This is a genomic window from Pseudomonas sp. JAI111, assembly GCF_024809425.1.
Taxonomy (GTDB): domain Bacteria; phylum Pseudomonadota; class Gammaproteobacteria; order Pseudomonadales; family Pseudomonadaceae; genus Aquipseudomonas.
The window spans coordinates 302,396-319,805 of sequence record NZ_JANUCB010000001.1 but is presented as its reverse complement, the minus strand read 5'-3'; the positions used below and the strand labels follow the sequence as shown (position 1 = coordinate 319,805).

Sequence of the window (17,410 nt, the reverse complement as noted above, 5' to 3'; positions counted from 1 at the left end):
TCTCGGAATCTGCAGTGTTAATAAAATAAGTTGGGTTTGAATACGGGCTAAGCAACCGCGATCTGCGGGGAGCGGATAGCTATATCCAGTGCCTGCGTGAAGTCCGCGATCAGATCATCTACATGCTCCAGGCCGGCGTGCACTCGAATTACGTAGCCTTGAGCGGGACTCTTAACGCAGGTTCGAACAGGCGTTCCTACGGGAACGACTAAGCTCTCGAACCCTCCCCACGATAGGCCAATGCCGAAAAGCTTAAGATGATCGAACAATCGTCTTAGAACGTCGCTATCGCTGCTCTTCAGGCGAATTCCGAACAGTCCGCTAGCGCCCAGGAAGTCTCGTTTCCACAGGTCATGTCCGGGCGTGTTGGGCAGGGCGGGGTGCATGACTTCTGATACCGCTGGATGTTCCGAAAGGCTGGTCGCCAAGGCGACGCCATTAGTCCAATGTCGCTGCAGCCGAACGGGCATCGTGCGAAGCCCGCGCAGAGCTAGAAATAGGTCGTCGGGGCTGGCGATCTGCCCGAAGTCATGTGCACCAGCTTTAAGTAATTCCCATGCTCTTTCATTCGCAGTGGCAGTGCCGAGTAAAGCATCTGAATGACCAACAATGTACTTAGTTGCTGCCTGGATCGACACGTCCACGCCATGCTCGAAGGGCTTGAAATAAAGGGGTGAAGCCCATGTGTTATCCAGCAGTACGAAAGCGCCGACGGAGTGAGCGGCTTCACAGAGGGCGGGTAGGTCGGCGACTTCGAAAGTCAAAGAGCCAGGCGACTCTGTGAACACGACTCGTGTATTGGGTCGCATTAATTCGGCAATCTTGCTGCCCATTGCGGGGGCAAAGAACTCGACTTCTACCCCCATGCGATTCAGTACGTTAGTGGCGAAAGTCCTAGTCGGCCCATAGATGTTGTCAGTCATCAGCACGTGATCGCCGGTGCTGACAAACGCGAGCAGCGAATGGACACAAGCGGACAGGCCCGACGGGAACACACAGCAGCCATGCCCCCCCTCGAGTTCGGCGATGGCGTCCTCAAACGATCGAGTGGTGGGTGTACCGAATCGTCCATAGTTGGAGTATGGGTTTCCGTTGACCTTGCTCGCCTCCCAGCTATCGAAGCTTGTAGCGAGGATAGTTGATCCCCTGAAAATGGGTGTGTTGACTAAACCTCCGAACTGATCGGGTGTTCGGCCTGCGTGGATAAATTGAGTCGCGGCGTCATACATTTGGCAATACCAGCAAGAACGTTATGCTGAAATGGTATCGCTAGGCACAGAGAAAAAAATTGCTAAAAAATACAGATCGAACCTCCTTTGTAGAATGGTGATTCGATTTTTCTACAGTTGGCGAAATATCATCCTTTAGGGGCGCGCGACGGCAGTTTTCTCAAATGACTGCTAACAGAACCTAAGAAAAGGCAGGCCTGGATTGGTGCTGAGAAATAGGTTTCCGATGTCTCGAACTGTTCATATCGGTACCCAAGAGGTAAATAGTCTCGCTCATTGCGTTGAAATGGTGGGAGTAGCGGCATTACATGCCCGCCGTGTCGGCGAGTAATGACAATGGCTCATGCTCCCTACAGTCTGCGACGCAGGCTTGCTTTAAGCCGGCTCTTGCTTTAATAAACGAGAATACTCGCATTGTCTTTTTTCCTAAGTCGGAGAGTTGAAGTTGGCAGTGTCTTACAGCCATATGAAAGGGGTTTGCGGATACGCTGCCCCAGCCTAATCGTCGATTGTGGGCCTGAACCAGGGATTGGGACGAACGGTTACGTAGCTCCCCAGCGACCAATATCAGTTTTCTTTTTTTTCACCAAGGCGCTCACAGGCTCACTTCGATGAGCGTGAGCGCTGTAACCGAGCATGATGCCCGGTCCAGTGTGTAAGCTCGTGAAGTGCGGTGGCGTGGTCAGGGATATCACTCTCTCAAAAGTGCCATAGCCACTCCCATTCCCCCACCGATGCACAAAGTCACCAATCCCTTTTTGGCATTGCGTCGAATCATCTCGTGCAGCAGCGTGACCAGTACGCGGCAACCCGAAGCGCCAATTGGGTGACCAAGAGCAATCGCTCCGCCGTTGACGTTCACCTTGTCGTGGTTCCAGCCCAATTCGTGGCCTACGGAAAGTGCTTGTGCGGCGAATGCTTCGTTGGCCTCTATCAGGTCGACCTCCTCCAGATCCCAGCCAGCATTGGCCAGGCACTTCTTGGTCGCTGGAACGGGGCCTATGCCCATGATGGCGGGGTCTACGGCTGCACTGGCATAGCCTTTAATGGTGGCGAGTGCCGGGAGCCCCAATTCACTGGCCTTCGCTGCGCTCATCAGCATTACAGCGGCCGCACCATCGTTCAGGGTCGATGCATTGCCAGCAGTGACGCTGCCGTCTTTTTTAAACGCTGGCCTCAATTTCGCCAGAGAGTCTGCTGTTGCGTCAGGGCGAGGTTGCTCGTCGGTATCGATTGCCAGAGGTTCACCTTTGCGCTGCGGGATGGTTACTGGCGTTATTTCCGCCTTGAAGTGTCCAGCATTTATGGCCGCGGCTGCACGGGCCTGCGAGCGCGCAGCATAGGCGTCCTGTTGTTCACGAGTCAGTTGATAGCACTCGACCAGATTCTCGGCAGTAATGCCCATGTGGTAATCGTTAAAGGCATCGATCAGACCGTCTTGCAACATCGAGTCAGCCAGGGAGGCGTGCCCCATGCGCAAACCGGTCCTTGCCTTGGCAAGGGTGTAAGGCGCCAGGCTCATGTTTTCCATGCCGCCGGCAATGATAATTTCTGCATCCCCACAGCGGATGGCCTGCACCGCCAGGCTAACGGTCTTGAGGCCGGATCCGCAGAGTTTGTTTATCGTCATGGCGGGAACGCTATTGGGCAGGCCAGCGCGAATTGCCGCTTGACGGGCAGGGTTCTGGCCGCAGCCTGCAGTCAGGACTTGGCCCAGAATAACCTCGTCCACACTGGCTGGATCCACGCCCGTTTTGGTCAGCAATGCTCTGATTACAGTGCTGCCCAATTCAACTGCGCTGACCTCCGACAGGCTGCCTTGAAAGGTGCCTATGGCGGTACGGGTGGCGGCTACTATAACAACGTCATTCATAAGGGCTCCGATGGTGTCTTGCGCGTGGCGCTCGGTGTAAGAAGAGGGTGAGGGAGATCAGTCTGGTGTTTTACTGCTGCGCGCGGGCTACCCGGGAGCCAGTCTCTCGGCCTAGGACCGAACAGATACCTGCACCGGCCTCGATTAGCGCGTCGAGCTTGACTCCTGTTTCGATACCGAGCCCGTTCATCAGGTAAAGCACGTCCTCGGTTGCGACATTTCCGGTAGCGCCCTTGGCATATGGGCATCCCCCGAGCCCGGCTATCGAACTGTCAAAAACACTGATGCCTTCCAGCAAGCTGGCGTAGATATTGGCCAATGCCTGGCCATAGGTGTCATGGAAATGACCGGCCAGTTTGTCGCGGGGAATGTCTACAGCCACGGTCTCGATCAGTCGACGGGTTTGGCCCGGGGTGCCTACGCCGATGGTGTCACCCAGCGAGACCTCATAGCAGCCCAGGGTGTAGAGCTCTCGGGCTACCGCCGCGACCTGTTCCGGCGCAATTGCGCCTTCGTATGGGCAACCGAGTACGCAGGAGACATAGCCTCGAACGTTAATTCCCTGGGCCTTGGCCAGCTCCAGGACCGGAACGAAACGCTGGATGCTTTGCGCTATCGAACAGTTGATATTGCGCTGGGAAAACGATTCGGAAGCGGCGGCGAAAACGGCTATCTCTTTGACGCCCGCGGCTATCGCGCCTTCGAGTCCTTTGAGGTTGGGAGTCAGCGCTGCATAGATGACGCCGTCGCGCTGTTCAATACCTGCAAAGACCTCGGCACTGCCAGCCATTTGCGGTACCCACTGGGGGGAAACAAAGCTCCCCACCTCGATATAGCCGAGTCCCGAGGCGGAGAGTTGGTTGATCAGGTGAATCTTGTCGTTTACCCCAATCGGCTGCTTCTCGTTTTGCAAGCCGTCACGCGGCCCGACCTCCACCAAGCGAACGCTCGATGGCAGGCTCATGGCGGGGTCTCCTTTTCCAGTTCGACCAGGGCAACGCCCTCGCTGATTAGCTCGCCTTCACTGCAGTAAATGGCTTGGACCACGCCATTGTGGGGCGCGCGAATACTATGCTCCATCTTCATGGCCTCCAGTACCACCAGCGGTGCGCCAGCCTCGACCTGCTGACCTGCCTCTACCAGAATGCGTACGATGCTGCCATTCATGGGGGCCGTGAGGCCGCCGCCATGTCCCGACTGAGCCGCACCTGCATGAGCAATAGGGTCCACCTGGCGAACCGTATGCAATACACCGTTCCACTTCAGATAGAGAACATCCCCTTTGCGGTAAAACGTCTGGCGCTGAAGACGGGCAGATGCATCATCGGTTGTCGCTAGCTTCAGTGGGTAGGTGGTCTCACCACTGCGCAGTGTCAGCACGATTTCATTGGGCAGACCTGCACGCCAACCTGTGCGACCACTCCAGGGGGAGTAGGGGTCATCATGACGCATGTGCTCGCCATCGCTGATGACAAATGCGGCTGCTGCCGCACGCCAAAAGTCGTCCGGTAGCGGCTCTTGCTCGGGTAGCAGATCCGCCTCGTGACGAGAAATGAAACCAGTATCCAGCTCCGCCGCTGCGAAGGCCGGGTGCCCAATGATGCGGGCGAGAAAAGCCAGGTTGGTTTTGAAACCACCGACCGCCGTTTCCTTGAGCATGGCCAGCAGTCGTTGGCGCGCCTCCTCACGGTTTTCGCCCCAGGCGATCAGCTTGGCCACCATTGGGTCATAGAACGGCGAGACTTCATCTCCTTCGGCGACGCCGCTGTCTACCCTGCGCCCCGGGCCGCTGGCTGGTTCCCGGTACAAATCGAGATGGCCACTGGCGGGTAAAAAGCCGCCTTCAGGATCCTCTGCATACAGGCGTACTTCGATGGCATGCCCCTGAAGCGGCACTTCCTCCTGGGTGATCGGCAGAGGCTCGCCACGTGCTACCCGGATCTGCCAGGCGACCAGGTCGAGACCGGTAATGGCCTCGGTTACTGGGTGTTCCACTTGCAGACGGGTATTCATCTCCATAAAGAAGAATTCCCCGCGGGCATCGAGCAGGAATTCGACAGTGCCTGCCCCCACGTAGCCGATGGCTTTCGCGGCCTGAACGGCGGACTCTCCCATGGCGCGCCGCAGCTCGCGTGATAGACCAGGCGCAGGTGCTTCCTCAACGACTTTTTGATGACGCCGTTGAATGGAGCAATCACGCTCGTTCAGGTAAAGGCAACTGCCGTGCTGGTCGGCGAACACCTGAATTTCCACATGACGGGGTTTTAGTACGTATTTTTCCACCAGCATCCGCGAGTCGCCGAATGCGGCTTGCGCTTCGCGTTGAGCAGAACTGAGCGCCTCGTGCAGATCGTTCTCCCGCTCGACAACTTTCATGCCTTTGCCACCACCACCGGCGGTGGCTTTCAGTAAAACGGGGTAGCCGATGTGCTCTGCGGCAGCGCGAAAGGTTTCCAGGTCTTGCGCTTCGCCGTGATAGCCGGGCACTAACGGAACACCGGCTTTTTCCATCAATGCCTTGGCTGCGGACTTGCTGCCCATGGCTTCGATAGCGCTGGCAGGTGGGCCGAGGAAAATCAGGCCCGCTGCTTCCAATTGATGGGCAAACGAGGCGTTTTCCGAGAGAAAACCATAGCCGGGATGCACGGCGTCCGCGCCGCTGGCCTTGGCGGCCGAAATGATTTTTTCCGCGAGCAAATAGCTTTCGCTGGGCTTGGTTCCACCGAGACTGATGGCAATATCCGCTTCTCGAACGTGCCGAGCGGTGCGATCGATATCGCTGTAAACGGCAACGGTGGCGAGCCCCAGATCTTTGGCGGTACGCATCACACGGCAGGCGATTTCACCACGGTTGGCGATCAGTAGGGTGTTGAGGGTTTTCATGCCGATTCTCCCTGCCAGGCCGGTGTGCGTTTTTCCAAGAAGGCATTCAGCCCCTCCTGACCCTCTTCGCTGATGCGAATGCTGGCGATGGTAGTCTCAGTGCGTTGGCGCAGCTCTGCGCTCTGGGCTCCGCTGCCGACATCCAACAACAAGGACTTGGTCGCTCGCATGGCCAGCGGGCTGTTTTTCAGCAAGTTTGCAACCCACTGTTCAACGGCGGAATCGAGCTCTGCGGCCGGGTAAGTCTCGGCAAGAAGGCCCAATTGCTGCGCGCGTTCGCCATCGAAACGCTCGGCGGTCAGGGCGTAGCGGCGCGCGGCACGTTCGCCGATCGCTTGTACGACATAGGGACTGATGACCGCCGGGGCCAGCCCGATGCGTACTTCTGAAAGACTGAACAAGGCGTCCGTTGCACCGATGGCCATGTCACAGCAACTGACCAATCCCATTGCTCCGGCGAACGCAGCGCCTTGAACGACCGCCAGGGTTGGCATGGGGAGTTGATGAAGGCGCTCCATCAGTTCACCCAGTTCGTGGGCATCCTTGAGGTTTTCTGCATAACTGAGCAAGGCGCAGTTCTGCATCCAGGTCAGGTCTGCTCCGGCGGAAAAGTGTTTGCCTCGCCCTCGTAGCAGCAGAAATCTTGCGATCTCGCTATCAAATAGAATGCGCAGGGCTGCGTTCAGCTCGCTGATCATTTCGGCATTGAACGCATTGTTTTTATCGGGACGATTCAGCCAGAGCGTGGCAACGCCGGTTGGTTCTATATCCAGTTCAATGGTGGTGAAGTCGGTCATCTCTTCGGTCTCAATGGGTGGCCATTTTTGCGGTGCAGGTGCGCCGATATCACATGCGGAAAACACCGAAGGTGGTGGGTTCGATTGGAGCATTAAGGGCGGCTGAAAGAGCCAGTGCGAGGATGTCGCGGGTCTGCGCCGGGTCGATGACGCCGTCGTCCCAGAGACGTGCACTCGAGTAGTAGGCGTGCGCCTGGCGTTCGTACTGCGCCACGATGGGTTGCTTGAGGTTCTGCTCTTCCTCTTCGGTGAACACCTGGCCGGCGCGTTGTGCTTGCTCCTGCTTCACCTGAACCAACACCCCCGCCGCTTGCTGTGCCCCCATCACCCCGATCTTGGCGTTGGGCCACATCCACAGAAAGCGTGGGTCGTATGCGCGACCACACATCCCGTAATTACCAGCGCCAAAGCTCCCGCCGATGATCACCGTGAATTTCGGCACTTTGGCGCAGGCCACGGCAGTAACGAGCTTGGCACCATGTTTGGCGATACCGCCGGCCTCATATTTCTGGCCGACCATAAAGCCGGTGATGTTCTGCAGGAACAGCAAGGGAATGCCGCGCTGGCAGGCCAGCTCGATAAAATGAGCACCTTTCTGTGCTGCTTCAGCAAAGAGAATGCCGTTGTTCGCCAGCACTGCGATGGGGTAGCCATTGAGTCGTGCGAAGCCACAGACCAGCGTGGTGCCAAACAGCGCTTTGAACTCATCCAGGGCGGAGTCGTCAACGATCCGTGCGATAACCTCACGCACATCGAAAGGCTGTTTGGCATCGGCGGGAATCACGCCATACAACTCGTTGGCTGGATAACGCGGAGCGATCGGTTTCCGGACCTGCAAGGCACCGAGCTTTTTCCAGTTCAGATTGACGATGCAGCGGCGGGCGAGGGCCAGTGCGTGCTCGTCGTTCTCCGCGTAGTGATCGGCTACCCCTGAGGTCTTGCAGTGCACATCGGCGCCACCCAGGTCTTCCGCACTCACCACTTCGCCAGTCGCCGCTTTGACCAGAGGCGGGCCGGCCAGAAAAATAGTGGCCTGATTGCGCACCATGATGGTTTCGTCCGACATGGCCGGTACGTAGGCGCCACCGGCAGTGCAGGAGCCCATGACCACGGCGATCTGCGGGATTCCCATTGCGCTCATGTTGGCTTGGTTGAAGAAGATTCTTCCGAAGTGTTCGCGGTCGGGAAACACCTCATCCTGCCGTGGCAGGTTGGCTCCACCGGAGTCCACCAGGTAGACGCAAGGCAGCCGGTTCTGTTGGGCGATGGTCTGTGCACGCAGGTGCTTTTTGACGGTCAGGGGATAGTAACTTCCGCCTTTTACGGTCGCGTCGTTGGCAATGATCATGCACTCGACGTTTTCTATGCGGCCGATACCGGCAATTACGCCGGCTGCCGGAACGTCTTCGCCGTACACCTCGTGAGCGGCGAGCTGAGAGATTTCGAGAAAGGGCGAGCCAGGGTCAAGTAGGTGATTGATGCGCTCGCGCGGCAGCAGTTTGCCCCGCGATAGATGGCGCTCCTGTGCTTTGGGACCGCCTCCCTCGTGGACACGGGCAAGCAGTGTGCGCAAGTCGCTGACCTGGGCAAACATCGCTTCATGGTTGGTTGCGAATTCAGGTGTGCGGGTATTGATCTGAGTGCCAAGGATCGACATCTGCTGGCTCCGTTGGATGATCCCGTAGGGGAGCGAAGGAGAGTGAGAGGGCTGAGGGCGATTGCCGCCACCCAGCCCGTTTTCCAGTGGAAAGTGCAGGAGCCTATTTCGTTTCGTTGAACAGCTCGCGGCCGATCAGCATGCGGCGGATTTCGCTGGTGCCGGCACCAATTTCATAGAGCTTGGCGTCGCGCCACAGGCGGCCAACGGGGAACTCATTGATGTAGCCGTTGCCGCCCAGAATCTGGATGGCCTCGCCCGCCACCCAGGTGGCTTTTTCGGCGGCATACAGAATCACTCCTGCACAGTCTTTCCGGACTTGGCGGACGTGGCCTTTACCCAGCGCATCCAGATGCTTGCCGACCGAATACAGGTAGGCGCGGCAGGCCTGCAGCGTGGTGTACATGTCGGCGATCTTGCCTTGGATCAGTTGGAACTCACCGATGCTCTGGCCGAACTGCTGGCGGTCATGAATATAAGGGACCACGACATCCATCGCGGCTTGCATGAGGCCCAGCGGACCACCTGAGAGCACTGCTCGCTCGTAGTCCAAGCCGCTCATCAAGACGTTCACACCTTGCCCCACCTGGCCCAGAACGTTTTCGTCAGGAATCTGTACATCCTGAAACACCAGCTCTCCGGTATGGGAGCCGCGCATGCCGAGCTTGTCGAGCTTTTGCGCTACCGAGAAACCAGGGGTGTCTTTTTCCATGATGAAGGCGGTCATGCCCTTTGCACCTGCGGCCGGATCGGTCTTGGCGTAAACCACCAGAACATCGCAATCAGGGCCGTTGGTGATCCACATTTTGGTGCCATTCAGAACGTAGCGATCGCCTTTTTTTTCGGCGCGCAGCTTCATCGAGACCACGTCCGAACCAGCGTTCGGTTCACTCATGGCCAGCGCACCAATGTGCTCTCCGGAGATGAGCTTGGGCAGGAACTTACGCTTCTGCGCGTCGCTGCCGTTGCGGTTGATCTGATTGACACAGAGGTTGGAGTGGGCGCCGTAGGACAGGCCGATGCCGCCGGCAGCGCGGGAGATTTCCTCCATGGCGACCATATGCGCCAGATAGCCCATCCCCGCTCCGCCGTACTCCTCGGAAACGGTCAGGCCAAGCAGGCCCATATCACCGAATTTGCGCCACAGGTCCATAGGGAATTGATCCGTACGGTCTGCTTGCTCGGCTCGAGGCGTGATTTCTTTTGCGGCAAAGCCCGCGACGGATTCGCGCAGCATATCGATCTCTTCGCCAAGGAAAAAATTCAGGCCGGGCAGGTTGTACATAGTGTGTTTCTCCAGTGTCTCGCTACTGTATTACGTTAACGTAAACGTCATGCTGAAGAGTGTCAACTAGGTAAACCTATATATCTATGTTTGAGGCCTGGATTGGTTGGTTTTTACCGGGATTTCGACGGTTTTTTTCAGATGAGAAGGGCGCGGCCGTTTCCGTTACCGGTGTTCTTTGGCAGTGTTGCCATTCAGGTTTTCTGCGATGTTGCGCAATGCGTTGGTCAGCACGCTGATATCTGCTTCGGAGATGTTCTGCAGTGCGGCTTCGCGTACGTTGGTCGCGCTGCTGCTGATGGTGTCCAGCTCGGCAGATGCCTTGTCTTTCAAGAACAACAGGTGTGCGCGGCGGTCACTGGGGTCCTGGCGTCGCTCTAACAGTCCTTGGCGTTCAAGGCGATCCAGCACTCCGGTCAGTGTCATGTTTCTTTTGGCCAGCGCCTCGGCAAGGTCGGCTTGTCGGCATCCTGGATGCCTGGCGATGTAGGCCAGTACCTGGGCTTGGCGAAGCGTCAGGTTGCGGTTTTCGATCTGTTGTACGAAGGCGCAGCGAATCAGCCTGGCTGCTTCGGTGACCATGTATTCCACGTTGCTCTTATCCAACATCATGCTGCTATCCCTTGGTGCGAGTTTTTGTCGTTGTAGTGGGCATGGGGCAACGCGATGTCCAGCGGCTGCCATTGCTGTTGTTTATGTACGATAACTTAGTTATATAAGTAGCGTAAGGCTTCTTTGCCGTGTTCGCGATAGTCACTGGCGAGGCAGCGGCCAGCTCGACTGCTACTCGGCTATGACATTTGCAGCGGGCGGATTTCGCGAGGGCACACGCAGCAAGAGCGTCATTGGCAGCGCTGCCAGGGTGATGAACATCATCAGACGGAAGTCCTGCAGGTAGGCCAGGGTCACGGCCTGGCGAGCAACTTCCTTGTCCAGTTTCATCAGGCCTGCTGTGGTATCAAGGTCGTACACTCCCGCCTGCACGGCCAGTTGTAGTGGCTGGCTGAACGGCGTCAGGTAGCCGGTGAACACGGCGTGATTAATTTGTGTCCGCTGGCTCAGGTAAGTAATCACGATTGAGATGCCAATGCCGGAACCGACATTGCGCAAGAGGCTGTACAGCGCAGTTCCTTCGTTCCGAAAGGCCGGCGCCAGCGTCGAAAAACTGATCGTTGTCAGCGGCGTGAAAATCAGACCAAGGCCAAAGCCCTGGGTGATACCGGTACGAATGATGTCTGCGCTCGACGAATCGAGATTGAACTGTGTCATTTCCCAGAGAGACAGGCTGGTCAGCAACAGTCCGAGGGCAATCAGCGGGCGAGGATCCACTTTGGAAATCAGTCTTCCAACCAGCAGCATCGCGACCATGGTGCCAAAGCCGCGGGGGGCCAATACATAGCCCACGTCCAGCACTGGGTAGCCCAAGAGGTTCTGCATAAAGGGTGGTAGCAAGGCCATGGTGGCAAGCAATACGATGCCCACCAGGAAGATGAAGATCAGCCCCATACACAGGTTGCGGTCTTTGAACATGTCGGGGTTGATAAACGGCTGAGGATGCGTGCAGGTGTGCACAATGAACAGGTAAAGACACAGCCCCGCCAAAAAACCTTCTACCAGGATTTCACCACTGGCGAACCAGTCCAGCGATTCGCCCCGGTCCAGCATGAGCTGTAAGGCTCCAATAGCAACTGCCAGTAGAGTGAAACCGAGGTAGTCGAATTTCCTCGTTGTATCTATCGAGCTTTCCTGGACGGATGTGGCCAACCCCAGCCAGGCGAGTACACCGAAGGGCAGGTTGATGTAAAACACCCAGTGCCATGAGTAATACTCGGTTAGCCAGCCGCCCAGTGTCGGACCCAGAATCGGACCGACCATGACGCCCACTCCCCACATCGCCATCGCCGACCCATGTTTTTCCTTGGGGTAGGTGTCCAGCAGCAATGACTGCGACAGAGGTACCAGGCTGGCGCCGAAAAACCCCTGCAGAATCCTGAAGGCTACGATCTGTTCCAGGGTCTGCGCCGCGCCACACATCATAGAGGTAATGGTGAAGCCCACGGTTGACCAGATAAGGATGCGCTTGCGCCCGAATCGCGATGAGAGAAACCCCGTCAATGGTGTGGCGATGGCGGCGGCAATTACGTATGAGGTCAGCACCCAGTTGATCTGTTCCTGGGTAGTGCCCATGGTTCCCTGGATGTGAGGCAGGGCAACGTTGGCAATAGTGGTATCCAGCGCCTGCATGATGGTCGCCAGCATGACCGACAACGTAATCACTGTACGGCGAGCTTCCGGGGAGCGTTGTGGTGTAGATGTCATGTTCGATTAGCTTTAAAAGAGCAGGCTGGTCAGGCTGCGGCGGTGCGTGGTGTCGATTTCGACAACCGCGCTCAAACCTGCGCGCAAATCGGGTACGTCGGCTTGTGCGGCGAGCCGAATTCGTACGGGAATCCGTTGGCCGACCTTGACCCAGTTACCGGTTGCGTTCTGCGCAGGTAGCACAGAGAACTCGGCGCCGGTTGCCGGGCTCAGACTGTCGACAATGCCCATCCAGCTGCGACTGGGGTACATATCGAATCGCACCTCTACCTGTTGCCCGGGGCGTACGTAGGTCAGGTCCTTTTCCGGAAAATTGGCTTCGATCCAGAGATCCCGATTGGCGACCAGGGTCATCGTGGTACTGCCTGCCATGATGTACTGGCCAGGTTTAGGCAAGTTGCTCACATGGCCGGCCAGCGAGGCGCGTACTTCGATTCGGGCCAGGTCCAGACGTGCCCGTTCCAGTCCCGCGAGAGCCGCCCGGTAGCTGGGGTGCTTCTCTATAGGGCTGTTTATGTCGCCGCCGAGCGATTCGACGATGCGAGTAAGGTCGTGCTCCTTGGCCACTTGCTCCTGTTCGGCAATTTGTTTGAGTTGCCTGGCCTCGTCGAGGCGAGCGGGGGACAGATAGCCTTTGGCTGCTAGATTCTCCTGGCGATGCCAGTCGCGCGCCGAGTATTCGGTGCGGGTTCGCGCCAGTGCCAGTTCAGCTTTCTTTTCTTGAAAACTGGCTTTTAGGGAGGCGAGGTCTGTGCGTGTCTTGGCCAGTTCGGCCTCGGCCTTAGCGGCGGCGATTCGGAAGTTTGCCGGGTCGATGCGGAACAGCAATTCGTCGGCCGCGACATCCTGGTTTTCTTTGGCCACTACCTCCAGCACCGTTCCCGAAATGTCCGTACTGATGGGTACTTTATCGGCTTTGACGTAGGCGTTATCCGTCTCTACATAGCGTCCACCGTGGAGGTACAGCGCGACCGAGGCTGCGATAGCGCAGCCAGGAAGCACGATCATCAATAGCAATCGGCGACGGCGTTGGGGCTTTTTTTCCAGGGGCAATTCGCTATTCATGAACTGGCTCATGCAGAGAGGTTGGTGCGGACATGACGCAAGGCGAAGACCAGGGCCTGGGCTTCGTCAGAGGAAAGGTTGCGCAGCGCTTGCCGTCGCGTTTGTTCGGCAACCAGGGCGACGGTTGAGAGTTCTGCTTCTGCCTTGGGACGCAGAAACAGACGGTAGGCACGACGGTCATTAGGGTCGCGACGGCGTTCAACCAGATCCGCGAGTTCCAGCTTGTCGATCAGTCTGGCCAGGGTGATCGGCTTTATTTCCAGCATGTCTGCCAGATCAACTTGCCGGCAGTCCTGATGTTTGGCCACGTAGATCAGCGTGCGGGCCTGGCTGAGAGGCAGCCTGTTGCCTGCGAGGTGTTTCTCGAAGGAGCGGCGCATCAGTTTCGCCACATCCACGATCAAGAAACCCAGGCTTATCTGGTCAGGGCTCATCGGGTGTCATCCTCATAATGAGTAATACGTACTAATTGGACGTATTTTTGCCGGCGACTTATGCCATTGGCTGTCGAGGCGTAATTCGATTGCAGGGAGGTGGTTATGCTCTGACCGTGCTCATGGGGTAGGGCGGGTCGCGTAATAGCCAACAGCGACGATGAAATTCCCCTGCCGCTTCATCAGCGTGTGCTTTTGCTCTTTGTTTCCCGTCACCGGATTGCGCCATGCGTAGATGGCTTCTCCCTGGACTCGTCCTTTGACGGCGGCAAGCAGGCGCGGGCCGATCAGCTCGCCATCTGCGCCCCTCAGCGTTCGGATATCAGTGCCCACCAGGCGGTGGTCTGCGCCATGGGCGGCGAATTTCTGGGAGGTGTCATCGATAACAAACACATAGAGATCGTCGCGGTTGAAGAATGCGTCCAGGCGATTGATTTTTTCCAGGGTGGCGCGCGGATCTGTCTGCAGGGCGCTCACTGCGTCGCCAAGCAACTGGGCTGCTTCCTGAGGGGAGGAGCGAGGCATGTAATAACCGGCCGCAAAGACCTTGTCGCCTACGCGTTGAAAATACACACGCTTGCGTTCGCGCTTGCCATCTTGCCAGTTCATCCAATGGTATTCGCGGCTATGGGCAACGTCATCGTTGGCACTGGATAGGGCTTCGTTGAGCGCGTTTTTCAGTTCGTCATCGAGCATCGGACGGATATCCCGGCCGATGTAAATGGCGGAGGGGCCGCCACTGGCCAGCATCACGCCCTGAGTGTTGATCACGTACACGTAAGTGTTTGGAGCGGTGAACCTTCCCTGGCGACTAAGCTGAGCCAACACGGTTTCGCCTTCTTCTTTGTACGCGGCCACGGCCTTGGCGAGCAGGCCTCTAGCTTGACTCGCTTCTGCTTGATAGGCCTCTAGGGGGGCTGGAGGCTCCGCCCCCATGATCAGACCGGAGAAAGCGATTAAGCAAGCAAAACTCAGCGCGTAGTGCGGGTGCATACAAGGTCCTTTGTTGGTTAAGTCGGTTCGACGAAACTCAACGAAACAGCCCGCCCAGCGAGACGCTGGCGGGGAGGCTGCATACGGGTTCCGTTGATTGAACGCAGTAGTGGTGTTGCGCAAGATGCCTGTCGGTAGCGGGAGCAGGGAGCTCGGAGCAGCCGACCAACTGATGAAAAACGCAGGTGAGCATTAGGAGGTGCGTGCGCATGAGGTGGCCCTCTATTGTTTTTGTTCTAGTTCACCATCGGCACAGAAAACCCGTTGGGGCTATCTGTTTTAACGTAGCTACCTATGTAGATTAGATCGCCAGGTTTGTTTCCGCAACAGCCATTTGTTCCGCTGTTCAAAGCATGCTCAATCTGGTGTTCTCAACTCTGGCTGTTTCGCGACAGGGAACCAGCGCCGCCCTTCTGTTCGTGGAGAAAGGCGGCGCAGGGCACTTACCCTCTGCGAGCTCGCAGAGGGTTGCATGCGCGGTACTGAAAGCATGGGCGGATGCTGCATGCTTTCGAAAATTGATATTTTCGGTGTATGGATTTGGACTTAAAAGCTAACTTAGTTTTCTATGTTGAGTCGTGCCTGATTGAATTGCAAGCGCCGGATTCACGCAACGCATTTTCGTTCCGCTGGGCTTGAATCGCTGGTAATGCCTGGTCTTAGAACGGATGAGCATGATCACAACAGTGGGGTTCGTCGCCTATCAGCACCACAAGTCCGATGTAGACGGAGCTTGCGTAGTTCGCTTGCCGCTTCACCTCCGGCTTGTCCGGCGCTGAGGGTCAGGATACCCGCCTGCTCTCATGCTACTTCAACCCAGGCGAATAGGTTGCAAATTGCGCCTTGAACAACGGCAGGTAGCGTATCTCGATGCATGCCAGCGACGCTGTGGGGCCATCTCGACTCAATACGGCCTACCAAATGACCAATTGGGAAGATCTCCCCGGCTCGTTCTAGAATGACCAGTTTGCCGCTGGCGGGAGACTCGACGTCCAGGACGGATTTGTCGCTCTCGATCGAATAGAGCACATCGCCTTCGTTGATGTGGGCACCGTTTTCAGCAATCCATTCGACCAGTTGTAATTCAGATACAGCATCGCCTGCGGTGGGGATTTTGAGGTCAGTCATCTCATAATGCCCAGGGTGGCTTTGACGATAGCGTTCACGCCCTTGTAGCGTAGGCTGAGCATGCCGGGATGCTTGGGTGCTGGTGCTTAGGCGCCGGCCACACGTTGCGCCGGAGTTTTGAGTTTTCCGAACAGCTCTTGGTGAAGCAGGGCAGATATCTCAGCCGATGGCCCATGAGGTCTGTGGTCCGATGGTCAATCACAGCTCGACCGGTTTCGAGAGATAGTCTGCCGATACGGTGGGACGAGGCTGTGCAAATCGATGACCTCGGCACTGATGCTTTGCTCGGATAGCTGGTGGGCCGCCTTGATGGCGTCGCTGACTGCGGGGCCGTAGGAGATGATCGAGACATCACTGCCTTCGCGACGGATGGCAGCGAGACCCAGTGGAATGCGGTATTCGCCTTCGAGCATTTCTGAGCTTCCGCACAGGTTTGCCATCGAGTGGATGATCACCACCGGATCCGGATCAAAAATAGCGCTGAGCAGCAGCCCTTTTGCGTCAGTCGGGTGGTTCGGATAGCAGGCTTTCAGGCCCGGGGGGGCATAAGCCAGGCTTCGGTAGATTGCGAATGCTGAGTGCCGTTGCTTGGGCCTACCAGAGTCATCATGGTCATGGGGGCCGACATCTGTGCGCCGGTCATGTAACGGGCTTTGGCAGAGTGGTTGACCATCTGGTCCATGGCTACTGGCAGGAATTCCATCATCAGCGGCTCACCTACCGGCTTCATGCCGGCTAGGCCGGCGCCGACACAGGCATCCGAAGATGCCTTGCTCTGCGATAGGCGTGGAGCGTACTCGGTCACCGAACGTGGCGATAATCCGCGAATGATACCTACTACACCGCTCGCAGGGTCGGCAATGTCTTCGCCCTGCATGATCACCTGATCGTCTTGAACCATGACAATCGTCAATGCTTCATTTGAACGCGTCACGCATGGTCGCTTTGCGTAGAGTGCCTTCGGGTATTGGTTGTGTCGCAGTGTGGGTACGACTGATCGGGGTGAAGTGCGGGTCTTGATAGACATCGCTAAGCAGGTCAGTTTCATTACAAAGTTCTGCCGGGTCTCTATCACTGTAGCGGTATTCCGGGCTACTTCTGTATTGGCGTCGGCTTCTAGTGCCTGAAGCTCGCTCTCGTTGGCGAGCCTATCGGCAATCAACTGTGCACGCAGGGCCTGCACCGGGTCACGGGCTTTCTCAGCGGTAAGCTCCTCCTGGTTCATGTAGCCGCCGGTGTCGGCGAGATAGTGGCCGCCAAGGCGGTAGGTCACCGATTCGATGAACGTTGGTCCATTTCCTTGACGTGCCCGGGTGATGGCATCGTTGAAGGTGGGGTCCGGCGCCTCAGGATTGCGACCACTGACGGTAACGCCTGGCCTGCGGTAACCGGATATAAGCTGAAGGATATCTTGCCTGCGCGCAGTTGCTTGGCGATGCCTCGCTCGGCAGCGCGAATCAGGGCAACGCGTCGATAAATCGTCTTCATGCCGGCTGAAGCAGAGTTGGTTGTTCTTGGGCTGCGAGCGTCGGCACGAAGTCTTCTCCTATCAGTAGCGCATGGTGCATCGGTCTCAGCTGGGCGTCAGGCGTACCTGCTGAACCTCTGGAAACGACATACCTCTGTAAGGCTAACCTATATACCTAATTTATATACTTTCTGCCTGAGACTAGCGGCTAACATAAAAGCTGTTGCGCGGTTCAACATAGTTAACTATATTGGCGATGTTTACTACCGTTCGCTCGGG

15 protein-coding genes and 1 pseudogene are annotated in these 17,410 nt (G+C 57.1%); all 16 read right to left on the bottom strand.

Translation table 11 applies throughout. The annotated features are described in order from the left end of the window. Positions 1 to 47: 47 nt before the first annotated feature. Positions 48 to 1,229, bottom strand: a complete 1,182-nt coding sequence (gene metC, locus HNR03_RS01495) for a cystathionine beta-lyase (protein WP_259150279.1) — start codon at positions 1,227 to 1,229, stop codon at positions 48 to 50. Positions 1,230 to 1,920: 691 nt separating this feature from the next. Next, positions 1,921 to 3,102 carry an acetyl-CoA C-acetyltransferase gene (locus HNR03_RS01490; RefSeq protein WP_259150278.1) on the bottom strand — a complete coding sequence of 394 codons (1,182 nt, stop codon included), beginning with the start codon at positions 3,100 to 3,102 and terminating at the stop codon, positions 1,921 to 1,923. Positions 3,103 to 3,172: 70 nt separating this feature from the next. Next, a complete protein-coding gene (locus HNR03_RS01485) occupies positions 3,173 to 4,066 on the bottom strand; it encodes a hydroxymethylglutaryl-CoA lyase (RefSeq protein ID WP_259150277.1) in 894 nt (297 codons plus the stop codon). Then, the gene (locus HNR03_RS01480; RefSeq protein WP_259150275.1) at positions 4,063 to 5,985 is read right to left on the bottom strand and encodes an acetyl/propionyl/methylcrotonyl-CoA carboxylase subunit alpha; all 1,923 of its coding nucleotides are present in this window, start codon (positions 5,983 to 5,985) and stop codon (positions 4,063 to 4,065) included. The genes HNR03_RS01485 and HNR03_RS01480 overlap by 4 nt, the downstream gene beginning before the upstream one ends. Beyond that, complete coding sequence (locus HNR03_RS01475) at positions 5,982 to 6,782, bottom strand: gamma-carboxygeranoyl-CoA hydratase (RefSeq protein ID WP_259150274.1); 801 nt, start codon at positions 6,780 to 6,782, stop codon at positions 5,982 to 5,984. Before HNR03_RS01475 ends, HNR03_RS01480 begins: the two co-directional genes overlap by 4 nt. Before the next feature lie 49 nt (positions 6,783 to 6,831). Next, positions 6,832 to 8,439 carry a carboxyl transferase domain-containing protein gene (locus HNR03_RS01470; RefSeq protein WP_259150273.1) on the bottom strand — a complete coding sequence of 536 codons (1,608 nt, stop codon included), beginning with the start codon at positions 8,437 to 8,439 and terminating at the stop codon, positions 6,832 to 6,834. A 103-nt stretch (positions 8,440 to 8,542) separates the two neighbouring features. Then, positions 8,543 to 9,724 (bottom strand): isovaleryl-CoA dehydrogenase, encoded by a 1,182-nt coding sequence (locus tag HNR03_RS01465; RefSeq protein ID WP_259150272.1) that lies wholly within the window; start codon positions 9,722 to 9,724, stop codon positions 8,543 to 8,545. A gap of 165 nt (positions 9,725 to 9,889) precedes the next feature. Next, positions 9,890 to 10,336 carry a MarR family winged helix-turn-helix transcriptional regulator gene (locus tag HNR03_RS01460; RefSeq protein ID WP_259150271.1) on the bottom strand — a complete coding sequence of 149 codons (447 nt, stop codon included), beginning with the start codon at positions 10,334 to 10,336 and terminating at the stop codon, positions 9,890 to 9,892. A 171-nt stretch (positions 10,337 to 10,507) separates the two neighbouring features. Further along, positions 10,508 to 12,043, bottom strand: coding sequence for a DHA2 family efflux MFS transporter permease subunit (locus tag HNR03_RS01455; RefSeq protein ID WP_259150269.1), 1,536 nt, complete (start codon positions 12,041 to 12,043; stop codon positions 10,508 to 10,510). Positions 12,044 to 12,055: 12 nt separating this feature from the next. Further along, positions 12,056 to 13,108 (bottom strand): HlyD family secretion protein, encoded by a 1,053-nt coding sequence (locus HNR03_RS01450; protein ID WP_259150268.1) that lies wholly within the window; start codon positions 13,106 to 13,108, stop codon positions 12,056 to 12,058. Positions 13,109 to 13,116: 8 nt separating this feature from the next. After that, positions 13,117 to 13,542 (bottom strand): MarR family winged helix-turn-helix transcriptional regulator, encoded by a 426-nt coding sequence (locus tag HNR03_RS01445; RefSeq protein ID WP_259150267.1) that lies wholly within the window; start codon positions 13,540 to 13,542, stop codon positions 13,117 to 13,119. A 120-nt stretch (positions 13,543 to 13,662) separates the two neighbouring features. Continuing rightward, complete coding sequence (locus tag HNR03_RS01440; RefSeq protein ID WP_259150266.1) at positions 13,663 to 14,535, bottom strand: cache domain-containing protein; 873 nt, start codon at positions 14,533 to 14,535, stop codon at positions 13,663 to 13,665. Between the two features lie 801 nt (positions 14,536 to 15,336). Beyond that, a complete protein-coding gene (locus HNR03_RS01435) occupies positions 15,337 to 15,663 on the bottom strand; it encodes a lipoyl domain-containing protein (RefSeq protein WP_259150265.1) in 327 nt (108 codons plus the stop codon). A gap of 194 nt (positions 15,664 to 15,857) precedes the next feature. After that, complete coding sequence (locus HNR03_RS01430) at positions 15,858 to 16,076, bottom strand: transketolase C-terminal domain-containing protein (RefSeq protein ID WP_259150264.1); 219 nt, start codon at positions 16,074 to 16,076, stop codon at positions 15,858 to 15,860. Between the two features lie 116 nt (positions 16,077 to 16,192). Then, entirely contained in the window at positions 16,193 to 16,597 is a 405-nt protein-coding gene (locus HNR03_RS01425) for a hypothetical protein (protein ID WP_259150262.1), read from the bottom strand. A 150-nt stretch (positions 16,598 to 16,747) separates the two neighbouring features. Then, a pseudogene (locus HNR03_RS31860) lies at positions 16,748 to 17,071 on the bottom strand (thiamine pyrophosphate-dependent enzyme); the annotation flags it as partial. Between the last annotated feature and the right edge of the window lie 339 nt (positions 17,072 to 17,410).